At 56.6% G+C, this 15,533-nt stretch carries 15 protein-coding genes and 1 pseudogene; 3 read left to right on the forward strand and 13 right to left on the reverse strand.

Annotated elements, in window-relative coordinates:
* Positions 1-22: 22 nt before the first annotated feature.
* The 7 genes from VB780_RS07625 to VB780_RS07655 form a co-directional block, all read right to left on the reverse strand.
* On the reverse strand, positions 23-1,348 hold the full coding sequence (locus VB780_RS07625) for an ABC transporter ATP-binding protein (protein ID WP_323350539.1): 1,326 nt from the start codon (positions 1,346-1,348) through the stop codon (positions 23-25).
* Between the two features lie 184 nt (positions 1,349-1,532).
* Complete coding sequence (locus tag VB780_RS07630) at positions 1,533-2,402, reverse strand: ABC transporter permease (protein ID WP_323350540.1); 870 nt, start codon at positions 2,400-2,402, stop codon at positions 1,533-1,535.
* A 94-nt stretch (positions 2,403-2,496) separates the two neighbouring features.
* Positions 2,497-3,354 (reverse strand): metal ABC transporter permease, encoded by an 858-nt coding sequence (locus VB780_RS07635; RefSeq protein ID WP_323350541.1) that lies wholly within the window; start codon positions 3,352-3,354, stop codon positions 2,497-2,499.
* The gene (locus tag VB780_RS07640) at positions 3,354-3,638 is read right to left on the reverse strand and encodes a YkvA family protein (protein WP_323350542.1); all 285 of its coding nucleotides are present in this window, start codon (positions 3,636-3,638) and stop codon (positions 3,354-3,356) included. Before VB780_RS07640 ends, VB780_RS07635 begins: the two co-directional genes overlap by 1 nt.
* 159 nt (positions 3,639-3,797) lie before the next feature.
* On the reverse strand, positions 3,798-4,916 hold the full coding sequence (locus VB780_RS07645) for an AI-2E family transporter (protein ID WP_323350543.1): 1,119 nt from the start codon (positions 4,914-4,916) through the stop codon (positions 3,798-3,800).
* A gap of 200 nt (positions 4,917-5,116) precedes the next feature.
* The gene (locus tag VB780_RS07650; protein ID WP_323350544.1) at positions 5,117-6,079 is read right to left on the reverse strand and encodes an aldo/keto reductase; all 963 of its coding nucleotides are present in this window, start codon (positions 6,077-6,079) and stop codon (positions 5,117-5,119) included.
* Positions 6,080-6,084: 5 nt separating this feature from the next.
* On the reverse strand, positions 6,085-6,777 hold the full coding sequence (locus tag VB780_RS07655) for a Uma2 family endonuclease (protein WP_323350545.1): 693 nt from the start codon (positions 6,775-6,777) through the stop codon (positions 6,085-6,087).
* Positions 6,778-6,955: 178 nt separating this feature from the next.
* Here VB780_RS07655 and VB780_RS07660 point away from each other — a divergent pair, with 178 nt between their 5' ends.
* A complete protein-coding gene (locus tag VB780_RS07660) occupies positions 6,956-8,530 on the forward strand; it encodes a DEAD/DEAH box helicase (protein ID WP_323350546.1) in 1,575 nt (524 codons plus the stop codon).
* A gap of 20 nt (positions 8,531-8,550) precedes the next feature.
* Here VB780_RS07660 and VB780_RS07665 read toward each other — a convergent pair whose 3' ends face one another.
* The 5 genes from VB780_RS07665 to VB780_RS07685 form a co-directional block, all read right to left on the reverse strand.
* Positions 8,551-9,699, reverse strand: a complete 1,149-nt coding sequence (locus VB780_RS07665) for an alanine--glyoxylate aminotransferase family protein (RefSeq protein WP_323350547.1) — start codon at positions 9,697-9,699, stop codon at positions 8,551-8,553.
* Positions 9,700-9,841: 142 nt separating this feature from the next.
* Positions 9,842-10,585, reverse strand: coding sequence for an SH3 domain-containing protein (locus VB780_RS07670; RefSeq protein ID WP_323350548.1), 744 nt, complete (start codon positions 10,583-10,585; stop codon positions 9,842-9,844).
* Positions 10,586-10,701: 116 nt separating this feature from the next.
* Positions 10,702-11,415 (reverse strand): class I SAM-dependent methyltransferase, encoded by a 714-nt coding sequence (locus VB780_RS07675; protein WP_323350549.1) that lies wholly within the window; start codon positions 11,413-11,415, stop codon positions 10,702-10,704.
* Entirely contained in the window at positions 11,412-11,594 is a 183-nt protein-coding gene (locus tag VB780_RS07680; protein ID WP_275333027.1) for a hypothetical protein, read from the reverse strand. The genes VB780_RS07675 and VB780_RS07680 overlap by 4 nt, the downstream gene beginning before the upstream one ends.
* A gap of 28 nt (positions 11,595-11,622) precedes the next feature.
* Positions 11,623-11,787 (reverse strand): hypothetical protein, encoded by a 165-nt coding sequence (locus VB780_RS07685; protein ID WP_323350550.1) that lies wholly within the window; start codon positions 11,785-11,787, stop codon positions 11,623-11,625.
* 154 nt (positions 11,788-11,941) lie between these two features.
* Here VB780_RS07685 and VB780_RS07690 point away from each other — a divergent pair, with 154 nt between their 5' ends.
* On the forward strand, positions 11,942-14,458 hold the full coding sequence (locus VB780_RS07690) for a mannose-1-phosphate guanyltransferase (protein WP_323350553.1): 2,517 nt from the start codon (positions 11,942-11,944) through the stop codon (positions 14,456-14,458).
* A complete protein-coding gene (locus tag VB780_RS07695) occupies positions 14,455-14,916 on the forward strand; it encodes a single-stranded DNA-binding protein (RefSeq protein WP_323350551.1) in 462 nt (153 codons plus the stop codon). Before VB780_RS07690 ends, VB780_RS07695 begins: the two co-directional genes overlap by 4 nt.
* A 304-nt stretch (positions 14,917-15,220) precedes the next feature.
* Here the strand turns inward: VB780_RS07695 and VB780_RS07700 are convergent.
* Positions 15,221-15,533: pseudogene (locus tag VB780_RS07700) on the reverse strand (ISAs1 family transposase); the annotation flags it as partial.

A 15,533-nucleotide genomic window follows, 5' to 3' on the forward strand; every position in this document is an offset into this window, starting at 1 on the left:
CCCTCCTAGCGATAAATGTTGGTTAGATAAAATTCGCTGATTGATTACGCGTTACTGTCAGCTTCGGATCAAGGCTAACAATTCCTGCCCATAAAGGCTTTTCAGGTTCTCTCAAAACTTTAAACACCGAGGCATTGTGAACATAAGCTAAAGTCGTGCGAAAGAGCCCATAACCGTAACCACCATCAGCTATTCCAATTGTGATAGTATAATCGCCTTCAATAAAGCGGGTATAAAATTCAAAAGCTACCTTTATATATTCCCCCATAACCACGGAACCAAGAGGTTGATGCATCGTGTAACTGTTGATAGCAAATATATCGAATCCTGTACGGTCTCTAATCTTAAACCCTACGTGCGGATCTTCAAAAGCCTGGTTAAATTTTAACGCTACTAGTAGCCTTACAGCTTGGTCAATAACAGGGTTTTGAATCACTTGACCATTGGCATTCAAAAGTTGAACAGATTCAATGGTGACATCTGATCTATGTAGTCTTATTTCCTCTACATCTTCTATTATCTCGTCAATTACGTCTGTAGCTTTAAGATTACCTGTCGGTTGGTCAGTACCGTAAATCACATTAACATCAAGAGATTCTGGATCCTGATCTAATGCTTGCCACATCTTTGCTTCATATAGATCTAGCACCTGACTTGGCCGATTATCTAGAATTAGATGTCCATTTTCTAATAATATGCCTCGAGTACAGAGCTTATAGATAGCTGAGGCATCATGGGAGACAAATAATAATGTGTTTCCTAACTCTTTCAACTGCCGAATCTTTTCAAAACACTTTTGTTGAAAATAAATATCCCCTACGGCCAAAGCTTCGTCCACAATTAGAATTTTTGGATCAACATTCACCGCTACCGAAAAGGCTAAGCGGACAAACATGCCGCTCGAATAAGTTTTGACGGGCTGATCAAGAAAATCTCCGATGTCAGCAAAGGCCGCAATCTGGTCAAATTTATTTTCGACTTCTTCCTGGGTTAACCCTAGGATGCGCCCATTGAAAAACACGTTTTGCCGCCCCGTGAACTCTGGATTAAATCCACTGCCCAGTTCCAATAGCGCTGACATTCGACCCTTGACCTTCGCCTCTCCGATCGTTGGGGTGAGAGTACCTGCAATAATTTGCAGCAGTGTACTCTTACCTGACCCATTGCGGCCAATGATGCCAAGCGATTCGCCTTGAAAAATATCTAAGTTGATATCTTGCAGTGCCCAAAATTCTTCTGCCCTGGGTTTTCCGGGCAACAGAATCTCTTTTAAACGATCCACCGGCTGGTGATATCGTTTATACACCTTTGATACATTCTGCAGCGAAATTGCGAGTCCCTCAGTCATTGCTCCCTAAAATCCTTCCTGTTTAGACAGTTATCGCTAACGCTACCTGATCAGTTCCTTGAAGATTCAGCCGTGCCTATAGCCCCTCACTCAGTTAGGCCTATTTTTTCTTTCTTTAATAGACCGTAATAACCGTCAAAAGTATGCCTGATTCTCCCAAGTATTGTGATTTTTCGCGATCGCGCTACAACACATCAGCAAAGGCAGGCCGTAGTTTGCGATAGCACCAGAAGCCCCCTAGCAAAATCAGTATGGATACAATTGTCGCCACGGCCCACTCGCTCCAGTGGGTCACGGTGCCCGTTAAAATCATATCTCGATACAGTTCGCCTATGGCTGCCATAGGGTTAAGCCAAAACACCCAGCTTTGAAACGGCTGAGGAATCATGTTAGCTGGATAGATCAGCGGTGTGGCATAGAACCATAGGTTGAGAATGACCCCTAGGGTTTGGGGAATGTCGCGCAAAAATACCGACAGCCCGGCGGTTAAAAACCCCAGGCCAGCAGTCAAACAAAGCTGGGGTAACCATACCAGGGGCAACAGTAATAGGGTTGGGTGCAGCTTTTGGGTAGCCAGCACGACGAAGGTGATCAGCGCCATGAGGCCAAAGGTGCTTTCAATAAAGGTAGAGAGGATGGGCACTAGGGGGAGTAGGGCCAGAGGAAAGACAACCTTTTTGACCAGATTGGATTGGCTAATTACCGATGTGGCCGCTTGGGATAGTCCGCCGCTGAAGGCTAGCCAGGGGAGCAAACCGGCAAACAGCCAGAGTCCAAAGACAAAGGAATTGTCTTCGGGTAGCCCAACGAGACTAAGCCTGAGCTGGAGCACGACCCCAAACACGTAGGTATAGATCAGCAGCTGAGACACCTGGTTGAGCAGGGGCCAAAGCTTGCCTAAAATAGAGCCTTTATAGCGCGCCTCTAAGTCTCGCTGCACTAGGGTTTTGAGTAGATTCAATTTGCCCCATTGGGCATCATCTAGCGGCAGCCAGCGCTTGATGAGTATTTTCTTGCGCCATAGGGCTTTCAGGGGGGTGAGGACAATCGCCACCGTAGCTACCTTAACGATAAGACTTAAACCACAGTCACCATACCGCAACCTGACCCTTACCCAGCTAGCAGAGATGGACACCCATTGAGGTGGTTTAGGTATCCGATGACTGCTTGGGTATTGCCGTAACCCATCGCCCTACAATTCCCTGGCGAGGGCTAAACAGCAGGGCTAGCAAAAACCCAGCAAACACCGTTAGACCGATCGCAGGCCCCGAGGGTATATCCAAATAGTAGCTGCTATACATGCCGACGATCCCAAACAGCACTCCCAGGGCTGCCCCTAGAATCATCATCCAGTGGAGTTCTTTGACCAGCAGGTAGGCGGTGGCGGCGGGGCCGACCATGAGGGCCACGACCAGAATCACGCCTACGGTTTTCATACCGGCGATGATGGCTAAGGTAATGCCTGCCATAAGGCCAAGATTGATGGTATTAACGGGTAAACCTAATGCCTCGGCCCCCAGGGGGTCGAAGGTGAAAAACAGCAGTTCTTTATAAAATAAGGCCACGCTTACCAGCACCAGTCCGGCGATCGCAGCAATTTGCCAGACATCGCTTGCATTAATACTGAGGATATCGCCAAACAACAGCTGCTCCAGGGAAACGCGGCTGCGAAACACCGTCAGCAGGGTAATGCCCAGGGAGAAAAAGGTGGAGAAGGTGATGGCCATCGCCGTATCGACTTTGATGCGCGACTGGCTGCGAATCCAGGCGATGACGGCGGTGCTGAACAGGCCCATGGTGAAGGCCCCTAGCAGAATGGGCAGGTTGAAAAAGCTGGCGATCGCCAGTCCCGGCAGCACCCCGTGGGCGACCACATCCCCCAGCATGGCCATGCGCTGCACGATTAGGTAGGTGCCCACAATGGGGCAGAGAATGCCTACCAGCAGGCTGGCCAGCAGCGCTTGGCGCATAAAATCGTAGTTGAGCGGGTCGAGCAGCCAGTCCATCAAGCGTTCTCAGAGTCGGCGGGGAGGGCAGCGGCGTTGGGATTTTTGGCCAGGGTTTTCTGATCTTTTAGGGTCTGGCGACGGTCGAGCAGCACCTGGGTAATGCCCGTGGCCAGCAGAGTCGCCACCACGCCATCGTCAATCCAGCCAACGATGGGGATGAGATCGGGAGAAAAGTCGATGGGGCTGACTAGGTAGATCAGCGATGCCCCCATCACCACCCAGCGGTATTTGGGGTGCTTCAGCAGGCCGTTGTAGAGACGGCTAAAAAACGGAATTTTCATGGGTGAGACAGCGAGAAGGTCTGGGACTTGTCACCGACTACTGTAATACAATCGCTTGGGCGATCGCCTAGGCGCTTTCTGAGGGCAGGTCTGGCAGCGAAACGCCTCGAAACCCCTGTTTCCTTCTCTAGAGGGGGACTTTCTTTCCAAAGACGCGCCTTAGCCCTGAGTGCTTTCTTGAATGGGGTCTTCGGCGGCAGGCACAGTCAGCGGCGGAAACACTGGTGGGGAGGTAGCCTCCCCTCGGGCCTCGGCGATCATATCGATGACAATTTCTTTGATCACGCTGGCGATGGGTACTGCGATCAAAATGCCCATTACGCCCCCTAGCCTGGCCCCAATAAACACCGAAATAATCAGCCAGATGGGGTTGACGCCGATCAGGTCGCCCATCACCTTGGGCAGGATGATTTCGTCTAAAATTTGCCCCAGCACCAGGGCAATAATAAACACCTGAATGCCCGTGCCCAGGTCGTGGAACATGACAAACAGGCTGACGGTGGTCTGGGCAAAGGCCCCCATAAACGGAAACAGGCTGCCCATGCCGATCAGCATGGCAAACATCAGCGCCAGGGGCACCCGAATCAGGGTAAAGATCACCGCCAGCACTAAGCCAAACCCAGTCGCCAGCATCACCTGCACGCTGATGAAGCGGCGGAATTTGTAGGGTACTTTGGTCTCCAGGCGATCGCGCCACCAGGGCGACAGCCAGCTCATCATGCCCGTCCAGGCTCGCCCGCCCTTGGTGAGCATAAACACCGTCAGCACAATCACAAAAAACACCTTAAAGCCGCCGCTGACCCCGCCCGCCAGCAGCCCCAGCAGCGTAGTGCCTAGGGTACGCATGACCCCGGTCATCTGGCGCACCAGCTCGGCCTGGCGATCGCCAAAGCTCAGCCCCAGATTCTGGACGATGGGCAGGCTATCGAGCCAGCTAAACAGCCCGTCGGTGGAGGTGGCCCATTGGGGCAGCTGATTGAGAAAGTCGCCAATCTGATTTACCAGCAGTGGCAGAACGAGAAAGCCGCCGATAGAGATCGCCGCGATCGCCACCACCACCACCACCGTCAAACTCACCGATCGCGGTGCCCCCCGCCGCTGCAACGCCTGCACCGGGTAGTCGAGCACAATCGCCAGCAAAATAGCGATCAGCACCATGTTGACCAGGGGCTGAAGAAAGTTGATCAGCAAAATGAACAGCCAGCCGTTTAAGAAAAACAGCGGAAATAGCAGAGCATTTCGCAGCCAGCGGGGATAAACCAGCGCCTTCGGGTCCATGGACAGCTCAAGTGAGGGGGCTGCCCTAGGGTATTACCTCAAGCTAGCGAGAATATAGGATGTTGAGAAAGCTTTAAGCCCGGTGGCTTCGGCTCCGCTCAGCCCCCGGGCAATCCCCTCAACGTTCCCTGAGCAGAGTCGTAGGTGAAACCTCTTTGAAGGAAAACGGGAACGTTGAGGGTAAACGCCTTCCTTTGCGTTTACCCGAAGGCCCACATCACCGGATCGGTAGGCAGATGGTCGGTCACGGTACGACTGATAGCATCGATTTCCGCCAGGTCGTCTGCCGAGAGCGAAACCGCCGCTGCCTTAGCATTTTCCACAGCCTGCTCAGTGTTACGCGCCCCGACGATCGCCGTAGTCTGGGGCTGAGCAATCAGCCAGGCCAGAGCCAGATTTCCCAACATGGTGTGGTAGCGATCGGCAATGGGGCGCAGCTGTTCCAAGGCAGCCTGAGCTTTGTCGTAGATTGGCGGCTGAAACAGCTTGTTTTTGCTGCGAATGTCTTCTTTAGGAAACTGGTGGTCAGGGCCAAATTTGCCAGTGAGCAATCCCTGGGCCAGGGACGAGTAGGCCAGCATCGTCAGGTTATGCTCTACGCAGTAGGGCAACAACTCGGCCTCAACCCCACGCCAAAAGAGCGAGTAGGGCGGCTGGAGGCTGTCAATGCGGCCAAACTGCATCGCCTCTTCGAGCTGGGCCTTAGAAAAGTTCGACACCCCGATCGCGCGAATTTTGCCCTGCTCCTTGAGCTGGTTCAGCGCCCCCATGGTTTCCCCAATGGGCACCACCTCGCTCTTAAACGATCCTGACGGCCAGTGGATCTGGTACAGGTCAATCACATCGGTCTGCATCCGCTGGAGCGATTTTTCGCAGGCTTTGATCACCTGAGCGGCCTTGAGGTGGTTGGCGAAGACTTTGGTGGCGAGGATCACCTGATCGCGGCGATCGCCCAGCGCCTTGCCCACCAGCTCCTCCGAATAGCCGTCGCCGTAGACCTCTGCCGTGTCGAAGGTGGTAATGCCTGCCTCTAGGGCCGCCTGCATCGCGTCAATCACGTCCTGGTCTTCGATACCCACCCAGCCACTCTTACCTGCTTGCCAAGTGCCAAAAATCAGCGGCGTGATTTCAATATCGGTGTTGCCGAGCTTTCTCGTTTCCATTGTGCCTAAGCGCCCTGAGTAGATTGCAATTTTTCAACAAATGTCTGGTGTTCGGTCGATTGTAGACCTTGGTTTAGCCTCGCCACCACCTGGGCTAAGTTGCCCTGCACCATCGCCTCCCGGTCGAGCCACAGGCCAGGGAAGACTCGGCTGCGGCACAGGCCATCTTCGCCCGGCTCCAGATCCACGTAGCGGTCATTGTCCCAATAAAACCAGTCGATCTTGCGGTCAAACACCTGCCAGACGATGTATTCTTGAATGCCGTTACGACCATAGGCCGTTTTCTTTTCGTACAGGTCAAAGGTGGCCGTGCTGGCGGCAATTTCAATCACCAGCTCAGGTGAGCCTTCCACATAATCATCTGCTGTGAGCCTAGATTTTCCACCGTATCCCTGCTCCAGGCGGATCAAAATATCCGGCTGAGGTTCATTGCCCGAGTCCAGCCTCACTGTTGAATCAATGCCAACATCTACCCCCAGAGTTGTCACCCAATAGGGGCTGACCCAGGCCATCATCTGAGAATGGGGACGCCCGTGACTGCCTAACCTAACTGGAGACGCCACGTAAACCACTCCTTCAATCAGTTCCGCTTTAGTATCGGGCATGGCGGCGTAGCGGCGCTCAAACTCGTCACGGCTGAGGCGATCGCCATTCTCCAACGGGGGAACAGTCAGCGGCGTGCGGGGAAAGGTCGTCATGGCAGACCCGTGGTTTACGTACCTGAATGATAACGTCAGTGGCCCAACGGCCCTTGATTACAGGGGCAGAAGGTAGTACTCGTTTATTATTGAGTCGGGGGATTATGGACTGAGGACACTATTGGTCTTCCCTATCTTCCTCCCCTTCCCCATCCTCCCCATCGTATTTCCCCTCCCAATGCCGCCTCAACTCCGCCCCTACCAGGTTGACCTAATCAACGACCTCTACCGCAAGCTCAACGAGGGGCACAAGCGGGTAGCGATCGTCGCTGGTACCGGGGCGGGCAAAACCGTGATCAGCGGACAGATTTGCGCCCACGCCGAGCGGGCGGGCAAGCGGCTGATGTTTTTGGTGCACCTAGACGTGCTGGTGGGCCAAACCTACGAAAAGATGGAATCCTTTGGGCTCAACTGCGGCTTTATTAAAGCGGGGTGGGAAGAGAACCGCGACGCCCCCATTCAGATCGCCAGCATTCAAACCATGGCCAAGCGGCATTGGTGGAAGCAGTGGCCCGCCGATGTGGTGTTCTACGACGAGGGCCACATCACCCTGTTCAGCCAGGTGGGCAAAAAAGTGCTCAAAACCTTCCCCGATGCCTGGCACCTGGTGATGACCGCCACCCCCAAGCGCCTGGGCAAAGAACAGCTGGGCGACGTTATGGATACCCTGGTGGCCTCGCCCGTACCCAGCGACCTGCAACAGCGGGGCTTTTTGGCCCCGATGAAGTACTACAGCATGCCGCCCGACGGGGTCGCCAACCTGAAGGAAGTCAAGACCGTGCGGGGGGATTACGATGAGGCCGGACTGAAGAATGCCTGCGATCGCCCCGAGCTGATCGAAAAAATCGTCCGCGAGTGGCAGCGCCTCTGCCCCGGCAAGCGCACCATCGCCTTTTGTGTCGATATCGAGCACGCCCGCCACGTGGCCGATGCCTTTCGCGCGGCGGGCATCACCGCCGACACGGTAGAAGGGGGCACCGCCATCAAAGACCGCAAGCGCATGTACAGCGACCTGCGGGAAGAAAACATTCTGGTACTCACCTCCTGCAACGTGATCAGCATCGGCTTTGACGAGCCCAGCGTAGAGGTAGGGCTAATGCTGCGACCCACCCAGTCGAGCGCCCTGCACCTGCAACAGATTGGCCGGGTAATGCGGATCTCGCCCCAGACGGGCAAGCAGTACGGCATCATTCTCGACCAGGCGGGCAACCTGGAGCGCCTGGGCTTTCCCGAAGATATTAAGGACTACCACCTGCCGGTGCAGGAACAAAAGAACAGCGAGGGGGGTGCGCCACCGCCGACAAAGCCCTGCCCCCAGTGCGGCCGCATTGTGCTGTCATTCATTGCCAAATGCCCCGACTGCGGCCACCAGTGGATCACCGAGCGCCCCCTCAACCTGGAGGACATGGTAGAGATTTACTCCGCCGACCAGGCCCACCAGATCAACGACATCCCCACCCTGGTGGAGCTGTTCCACAGCCACCGCCGCCGCGCCTACTATCGCCGTAATGCACCGACCTGGGCCGAGCGATCGTTTTGGGAGCACTGCGGTCGCTGGCCTAAAGATGCCTGGTGCCTGGGCTCGATCTTTGGCCCCCGGCCCACGCCCACGCAAATGCTGGAGTATTTTGAATACCTGCAAAAAAGCGCCAAGCGCATCGGCAAGCGCCAGGACTGGATTGTGCTGGAGTTTGAGAAAGAGTGCGGCCCCGGCAGCTTTCAGCGGATGGCGAATCTGCGCCAAGCGATTTAGCCAGGGCCTTTAGGGTGAGTCTAGGCCAGCAGAATTTGGCCTGCGGCGTTGACCCCAGCCCCAGGGGTGAACTGGTCGTAGCCGAGCTTGGTCAGGGTGGCCTCGATCGCAGCCACGGCGGTCAGCACGTCGCGATCGCCCACAAAGCCCAGGTGCCCAATCCGAAAGATCTTGCCCTTCAGGTGGTCTTGGCCGCCGGCTAGGGCAATGTCAAACTGCTTCTTCATCACCGAGCGAATTTGCTCTGCGTCTGCCCCCTGGGGCATGACGGCGGTGATAGCGGGGCTGGCGCAGTCGTCGGCTCCAAACAGAGGCAGATTGAGGGCGGCCATGGCGGCGCGGGTGGCTCGCTTCTGGCGATCGTGACGGGCAAAAATCGCCTCTAGCCCCTCTTTCTGCATCATTTGCAGCGCCGCGTGCAGGGCAAAGAACATATTCACCGGGGGGGTGAAGGGGGTCGTATTCTTAGCCGCCCCTTTGCTGTAGGGCTTGAGGTCGAGGTAGAACTTGGGCAGAGTCGCCGTTTCATAAGCTTCCCAGGCTTTGGGGCTGACGCTGACAAAGGCTAAGCCTGGCGGAATCATGTAGCCCTTTTGGGAGCCAGAGGCCACCACATCCAGACCCCATTCATCCACAGGCACCGAGATAGCTCCCAGGCTGGTCACCGCATCCACCATGATTAGCGCGCCGTGAGCCTTGACATGGCGGTTGATGGTTTCCAGGTCGTTGAGCACCCCAGTGGAGGTTTCGCTGTGGGTGATGATGACCGCCTTGATTTCTTTGGCGGTGTCGGCATCCAAAGCAGCCTTGAAGTCGTCGGGGTTGAGGGGTTTACCCCACTCGGCGGTAATTTCGTGGGTGTCAAGGCCGTAGGCGCGGGCTACTTCGCCCCAGCGTTCGCCAAACTTGCCATTGTTGCCCACCAGCACCTTATCGCCCGCGCTGAGAAAGTTGATAATGCCCGCTTCCATCGCCCCGGTGCCGCTGGCGCAGAGCACCAGCACGTCGTTTTGGGTCTGGTGCAACCACTTGAGGTTTTCAGTCACCTCGCCCATCAGGGCGCTAAACTCGCCGCTGCGGTGGCCCATGGGGTGCTTGGCCATGGCCAACAGCACCTGCTCTGGTACGGGGGTCGGCCCCGGAATCATCAGCATCAACTTGTTATCCATGCCTTACTGCCCCAACTCTTGCAAATAAAGAAACAAACCTCCAGCTTATCAACAAGGGTTAGGGGGTGAGAATTTTCTTTTGGGTGTTGTAAGAAGTCGCTAGCGTAGGCTGGTCAAGACCATCTCTCCCATCTCCTCAGCCTCAATATAAAAACCGCTCGTGGCGAATCACGTCTTCCCCTTCAAGCTGGTCGTAGCTACCGCCCTTCACCTGATACACCGCCAGGGTCTGATCGCTAATGTGGTACTGATAGTTGCCGTCGATGGCAATGTAGGTGCCCTGACTGTTGCGCACGTCGGTGGTGGTAAGGGTTTCGCTGTTGGTTTTGTTGGTGCCGATGTAGTTCAGCCCCTGGGGGGTTTGGCACAGGTGAATGTTAAAGGACTCGGTCTCAAAAAAAGCTTCCGGTCGGTTGTCTCCACAGGGGCCAGTGGTGATTTCGTTGGCGGTGGGAGACGGCGCGGCGACCTGGGCACTGGTGTCGATAAAGTCGCCGCGCACCCAGCCCTCGGCCCCCGATTGAGCAAACTTGACGTAGTACCAGCTCAGGCCCCCTTCGCCCTCGGCCAGGCGCAGCAGTGTCACCGCGTCACCACCTAAACCGTAGCCCCGCGAGGTGGATTGGGTGGTGGGCTGCGATCGCAGATTGACTTGCGACCCCTCCCCCTGGGTCACCAGCTGAGCCGTGCGGCTGGGGTTAATGGGCGTCGAACGATAGCCGCCATCCTCCACCAGCTCCGCCGGAGCCTCGGCCCCAGCCGTGGGCGTGCTCTCGGCCCCATCAGAAGCCGTGTTAGAGACCTCAGCACTCCGGTTGCAGCCGCCCAGTAGAGCTAGCAGCAGCAGTCCCAGCCCCAGTTTGGCGTTTCTTGAACCCAACCCCATGCGCGACCTCTCGACCAAATGTCGCCGCTAATGGTAGCGCAAAAGAAGTCGTGGGGAAGCGGGTGGATGAGGCAGGTGGGTAGGTGCTGGATTGCACTCACTCACTCACCCACTCCCTAAACATCCCACTTCACCTTAAACAGGCGAAATAGCTCATAGTCTTTGGTGGAAACAACCCGTGCGCCCTCGGCTTTGACCAGGGCGGGCCAGCGGCTGAGATCTTCGAGATGCACCTCGGCCCCCAGGTAGGTTTCGAGAATGGCCCAGGGTTCGGCCAGTTCGGCCTCGGGGTTGATAGCGTCGAACAAAAACCAGCCGCCGGGCTTGAGGACTTTTTTTACCTGTTGCAGCACCGTGGCCCAGTAGTCGGGGGGGTAGTAGCAGCTGACCCCGGTGGCGATCGCCATATCGAAGCTCTGGGGCTCGTACTCTAGACGGTGGGCGGGGCCTTGGGTGACCCCCTTAAACAGCTTCGAGTTGAGCTGGGGGCCGCGAGCGGTCAGCGCAGCGCAGGCCACTGGGCTAATCTCGTGGCCTTGAAACAGGGCCTCCCACTCGCGCCAGGGGTAGATGAGAAAGCTAATGCCGCAGCCGATATCGAGACAGCGATCGCGCTTGCGGGGCTTCACCGATTCCCAAAAGGGGGTCGAAATCCGGGGCGTCAGGCTGCCCGCAATCCAGTCTTGAAACACCGCCATCTCTTCGACCTCGGGGGGCAGGTCAAAGGGCTGGCCGCCAAACTCGTGGTCGTAGCGCCGCCCCACCGCCTGCACCTGGGCACCCCAGGGCGAGGGGTCGGCGGGTAGGCGGCCCTTTGCTTCGCTTTTCATCCTTTTAAGGCTCGGCTAAAGTTTTCGCGGTACGACTTGTTGAGGGCCAAAAACAGCGGCCACAGCACCGTAAACTTCACCCTGCCGTCGGTAAAGTTGGTGCGGTTGAACCCCGTCCAAAACTTAAATGCCCCACCGCCGTAGATCCCGGCCAGCAAAAGCACAATCAGCGTACCCATAGCCCTGCTCCTTTCTAAACCGAGTCACCTATGCTTCTACAATACCAACGTTGACCTCGGTTGCCGGGCCGTTTTTGTCGGCATTGCCCATTTGGGCGAATGGCGCTAGAGCCTGGGCTACTGAAATTGCGGCCCAGATCGTATATGAATCTTCTGAGGTGAATATCTCACCTGGGATAGAGATGGCAACCATCCATTTACTCTAATCTATCTTCGGATAGGTCAGGCCCGGTGTAAGGTAATGGGTATCCAGGTCAATCTAGGGTCTATGGCATCTCCCTAAGGGCGGTTGTCAATTTCCTAGGAATAGTTGTCAGCAGGAAGGAGACGATATGCGTGCAGTGCTTATGGCTGGTGGTTCAGGGACTCGGCTACGGCCCCTAACCTGCGATTTACCCAAGCCCATGGTACCTATCCTCAACCGTCCTATCGCTGAGCACATTGTCAATTTGCTCAAGCGCAACGGCATTAATGAGGTGATTGCCACGCTCTTTTATTTGCCCGATGTGATGCGCAACTACTTCAGCGACGGGCGCGATTTTGGCGTGCAGATGACCTACGCCGTCGAAGAAGACCAGCCCCTGGGCACAGCGGGCTGCGTCAAAAACATTGCCGACCTGCTCACCGAAACCTTTCTGGTGATCAGTGGCGACAGCGTTACCGACTTTGACCTTAAAGCGGCGATCGCATTTCACAAAGAAAAAGGCTCCAAGGCTACCCTAGTGCTGACGCGGGTGCCCAACCCCATCGAGTTTGGGGTGGTGATCACCGATGAAGAGTGCCGCATCAAGCGCTTTTTAGAAAAGCCCTCTACCAGCGAAATTTTTTCTGACACGGTGAACACCGGCACCTACATTCTGGAACCCGAGGTGCTCGACTACCTGCCCGACAACGAAGAGTCTGACTTCTCTAAAGATCTCTTCCCCCTGCTGCTGGACAAAGGCGAGCCCATGTACGGCTACGTAGCCGACGGCTACTGGTGCGATGTCGGCCACCTGGAGGCCTACCGCGAGGCCCAGTACGACGCGCTGCACCGCAAAGTTGTAGTCGATTATGCGTACCCGGAGACATCTCCCGGCGTGTGGATTGGCGACAATACCCAGATAGATCCCACGGCTGAGATTCATCCGCCAGTGATGATTGGCAACAACTGCCGCATTGGCGCGCGCACGGTGCTCGAACCGGGCACCGTGATTGGCGACAATGTCACCATTGGCAACGATGCTGACCTCAAACGGCCCATTGTCTGGAACGGGGCGATCGTCGGCGACGAGGTGCACCTGCGGGCCTGTAGCATTGCTCGCGGTGCCCGGGTCGACCGCCGCTCCCACGTGCTGGAGGGGGCGGTGATTGGCCCCCTGTCCACAGTGGGCGAAGAGGCGCAAATTAGCCCTGGCGTGCGGGTCTGGCCGAGTAAGCAAATCGAGTCAGGTGCAACGTTGAACATCAACCTTATCTGGGGCAACACGGCGCAACGCAACCTGTTTGGCCAGCGGGGGGTGGCCGGGTTAGCCAATATCGACATTACCCCCGAGTTTGCGGTCAAGCTGGGGGCGGCCTACGGGTCAACCCTGAAGCAGGGATCCCACGTGACGGTATCGCGGGATCAGCGCAGCATTTCGCGCATGGTGTCGCGATCGCTGATTGCGGGCCTAATGTCCGTCGGCGTCAATATACAAAATCTGGAGGCGACGGCGATTCCGGTGGCGCGCAGCGTGCTGGCCGAGATGGGCGTCGCCGGGGGCATTCACGTGCGGCTGCACCCCGATCGCCCTGACTACGTGCTGATCGAATTCTTTGACGAAAAGGGCATCGATATCCCCAAGGGCAAAGAGAAGAAAATTGAAGGGGCCTATTTCAAAGAAGATCTCCGACGGGCGGCGATCCACGAGATCGGCACCGTCACCTACCCCACCGGCGTGGTTTCTACCTACACCACCGCCTTTGAAAAACACCTCAACGTTGAAGCCGTTACCAACAGCCAGGCCAAGGTGGTGATCGACTACCTCTACGCCGTGTCGGGGGCGGTGCTGCCACAGATTCTCGGCAAATTTGACTGCGACGCGGTGGTGCTCAACGCCAGCCTGCGCCAGGTGGCCCTCTCCAACGACGAGCGCGAGGTGATGCTGGGCCAGCTAGGTCAGGTGGTGCAGTCGCTGCGGGCCACCTTTGGGGCCCAGGTGTCGGCCAACGGCGAACAGCTGATTCTAGTTGACGAAGTCGGCACCCGTATTCGCGGCGAAGTGCTGACCTCCCTGATGGCCCATATGATGCTGACCACCCACCCTCGGGGCACCATCGTGGTGCCGGTGCACACCTCCGGGGCGATCGAGCACATTGCCCGCCGCCACGACGGTCAGGTAATTCGCACCAAGGCCAACCCCACTGCCCTGATGGAAGCCTGCCAGACCAACCCCAACGTGGTGCTGGGCGGCAGCGGCGAAATGGGCTTCATCTTCCCCGAGCTGCACCCCGGCTTTGACGCCATGTTCTGCATTGCCAAGCTGATCGAGATTTTGAGCCTACAGCAGCGATCGCTCGGCCAGATCTGGTCAGACCTGCCCCGCATGGCCTACCGCATGCAGACCCTACGCTGCCCCTGGACGGTGAAGGGAGCCCTGATGCGCTATCTAGTCGAAGATAACCCGCCCGAACGGCTAGAGCTGATCGACGGCGTTAAAATCTTAGGTGACAACCCCGACGACTGGGTGCTGGTGCTGCCCGATGCCGGTGAACCCCTAGTCCACATCTACGCCAACAGCCAAAACCGCGAATGGCTCGACGACACCATCGCCAAGTATCAAGATCACGTCCAGAACTTCATCGAGAAAGAACAGGGGATTAAGGAGCCCATGCCGCTATGAACAATTGCCTGCTAATGGCCGAGATCGTGCAGTCGCCCCAGCTGCGCTACACCTCCGACAATCAAACGCCCGTCGCTGAGTTCGTCGTGCAGTTTCCGGGGCTAAAAGAGGGTGACCCCTCCTCCCAGATGAAGGTGGTGGGCTGGGGCAACCTGGCCCAAGACATTCAGTCGCAGTACCAGGCAGGCCAGCGAGTGCTGCTAGAAGGCCGCCTGGCCATGAACGTGATCGACAACCCCCAGGGCTACAAAGAAAAGCAGGTGGAGATGACCGTGCAGCGCATCTATGCGGTGGGCGATCTCAACACCATGCCCATGGCTCCCCCAGCCGCCGTGGCGGTTCCCGTGGCGACCCCCAGCCCAGCGGCATCCCGCCCGGCGGCCCCGGTGACCCCGTCTGCCCCAGCGCCTTCTACTCCGTCCGCCCCCGCTCCCAGCTACGACGACATTCCTTTTTAATTCTCATAAAAGAGGAAATGTAAAGTTGCTGGGTAAAAATAAAAGCTAAAAGTACTGGTATGCAATCAGTTGAGGCATAGAGTCGTCTGCAAAGTGTAAGGCTGTAGACGACTTTCTTGGGCAAGAATTGCAAGACACCATCGTTGACGCTGCTGCCCTAAATGCTGGTAGCTGCATTTAGGGCAGCAGCCAATCAAGCTACTTTCATTGACACTGGCAGCGGTGGCCTCCATGTCAGGCCCGGCGATGCCGGTATTTCGACTTATCCCACAGGCAACGTACAGACCCCAGGGCAAACGCATACTCACCCTGCCGCGGCCAGGACTTTGGTGGGATAAGTATTATCCCATCCGGCTTTGAGGCGTTTCGCCTTCTTACCAACCTTGGCTGAGGACTCCTGAGAGAGCAGGTTGAGCGCCACGTGCCGAATGACAGCCATGTTCTGGGGGGGCATAGCCGTTGCGAATGCGGGAGTCATCCTCATGAAAAGCCACATCCAGGCACCAGCGGAGATTATTCTCAATGCCCCAATGGCTACGGGTGGCTTGAGCAAAGCGCTCCACGCCCGCTTCGAGGTTAACGAGATAGTAGCGTTGGGTAATCGTTGGGGGTTGGCC

The sequence above is a fragment of the Leptolyngbya sp. CCNP1308 genome, assembly GCF_034932455.1.
Lineage (GTDB): Bacteria > Cyanobacteriota > Cyanobacteriia > Phormidesmidales > Phormidesmidaceae > Nodosilinea.

What these genes read in the sequence shown, in the direction of transcription:
- VB780_RS07665 (WP_323350547.1), bottom strand. Translation starts at nt 9,699, where the DNA reads ATGGATAACAAGTTGATGCTGATGATTCCGGGGCCGACCCCCGTACCA.
- VB780_RS07675 (WP_323350549.1), bottom strand. Translation starts at nt 11,415, where the DNA reads ATGAAAAGCGAAGCAAAGGGCCGCCTACCCGCCGACCCCTCGCCCTGG.
- VB780_RS07635 (WP_323350541.1), bottom strand. Translation starts at nt 3,354, where the DNA reads ATGGACTGGCTGCTCGACCCGCTCAACTACGATTTTATGCGCCAAGCG.
- VB780_RS07645 (WP_323350543.1), bottom strand. Translation starts at nt 4,916, where the DNA reads ATGGACCCGAAGGCGCTGGTTTATCCCCGCTGGCTGCGAAATGCTCTG.
- VB780_RS07625 (WP_323350539.1), bottom strand. Translation starts at nt 1,348, where the DNA reads ATGACTGAGGGACTCGCAATTTCGCTGCAGAATGTATCAAAGGTGTAT.
- VB780_RS07685 (WP_323350550.1), bottom strand. Translation starts at nt 11,787, where the DNA reads ATGGTTGCCATCTCTATCCCAGGTGAGATATTCACCTCAGAAGATTCA.
- VB780_RS07640 (WP_323350542.1), bottom strand. Translation starts at nt 3,638, where the DNA reads ATGAAAATTCCGTTTTTTAGCCGTCTCTACAACGGCCTGCTGAAGCAC.
- VB780_RS07655 (WP_323350545.1), bottom strand. Translation starts at nt 6,777, where the DNA reads ATGACGACCTTTCCCCGCACGCCGCTGACTGTTCCCCCGTTGGAGAAT.
- VB780_RS07695 (WP_323350551.1), top strand. Translation starts at nt 14,455, where the DNA reads ATGAACAATTGCCTGCTAATGGCCGAGATCGTGCAGTCGCCCCAGCTG.
- VB780_RS07690 (WP_323350553.1), top strand. Translation starts at nt 11,942, where the DNA reads ATGGCTGGTGGTTCAGGGACTCGGCTACGGCCCCTAACCTGCGATTTA.
- VB780_RS07650 (WP_323350544.1), bottom strand. Translation starts at nt 6,079, where the DNA reads ATGGAAACGAGAAAGCTCGGCAACACCGATATTGAAATCACGCCGCTG.
- VB780_RS07670 (WP_323350548.1), bottom strand. Translation starts at nt 10,585, where the DNA reads ATGGGGTTGGGTTCAAGAAACGCCAAACTGGGGCTGGGACTGCTGCTG.
- VB780_RS07660 (WP_323350546.1), top strand. Translation starts at nt 6,956, where the DNA reads ATGCCGCCTCAACTCCGCCCCTACCAGGTTGACCTAATCAACGACCTC.
- VB780_RS07680 (WP_275333027.1), bottom strand. Translation starts at nt 11,594, where the DNA reads ATGGGTACGCTGATTGTGCTTTTGCTGGCCGGGATCTACGGCGGTGGG.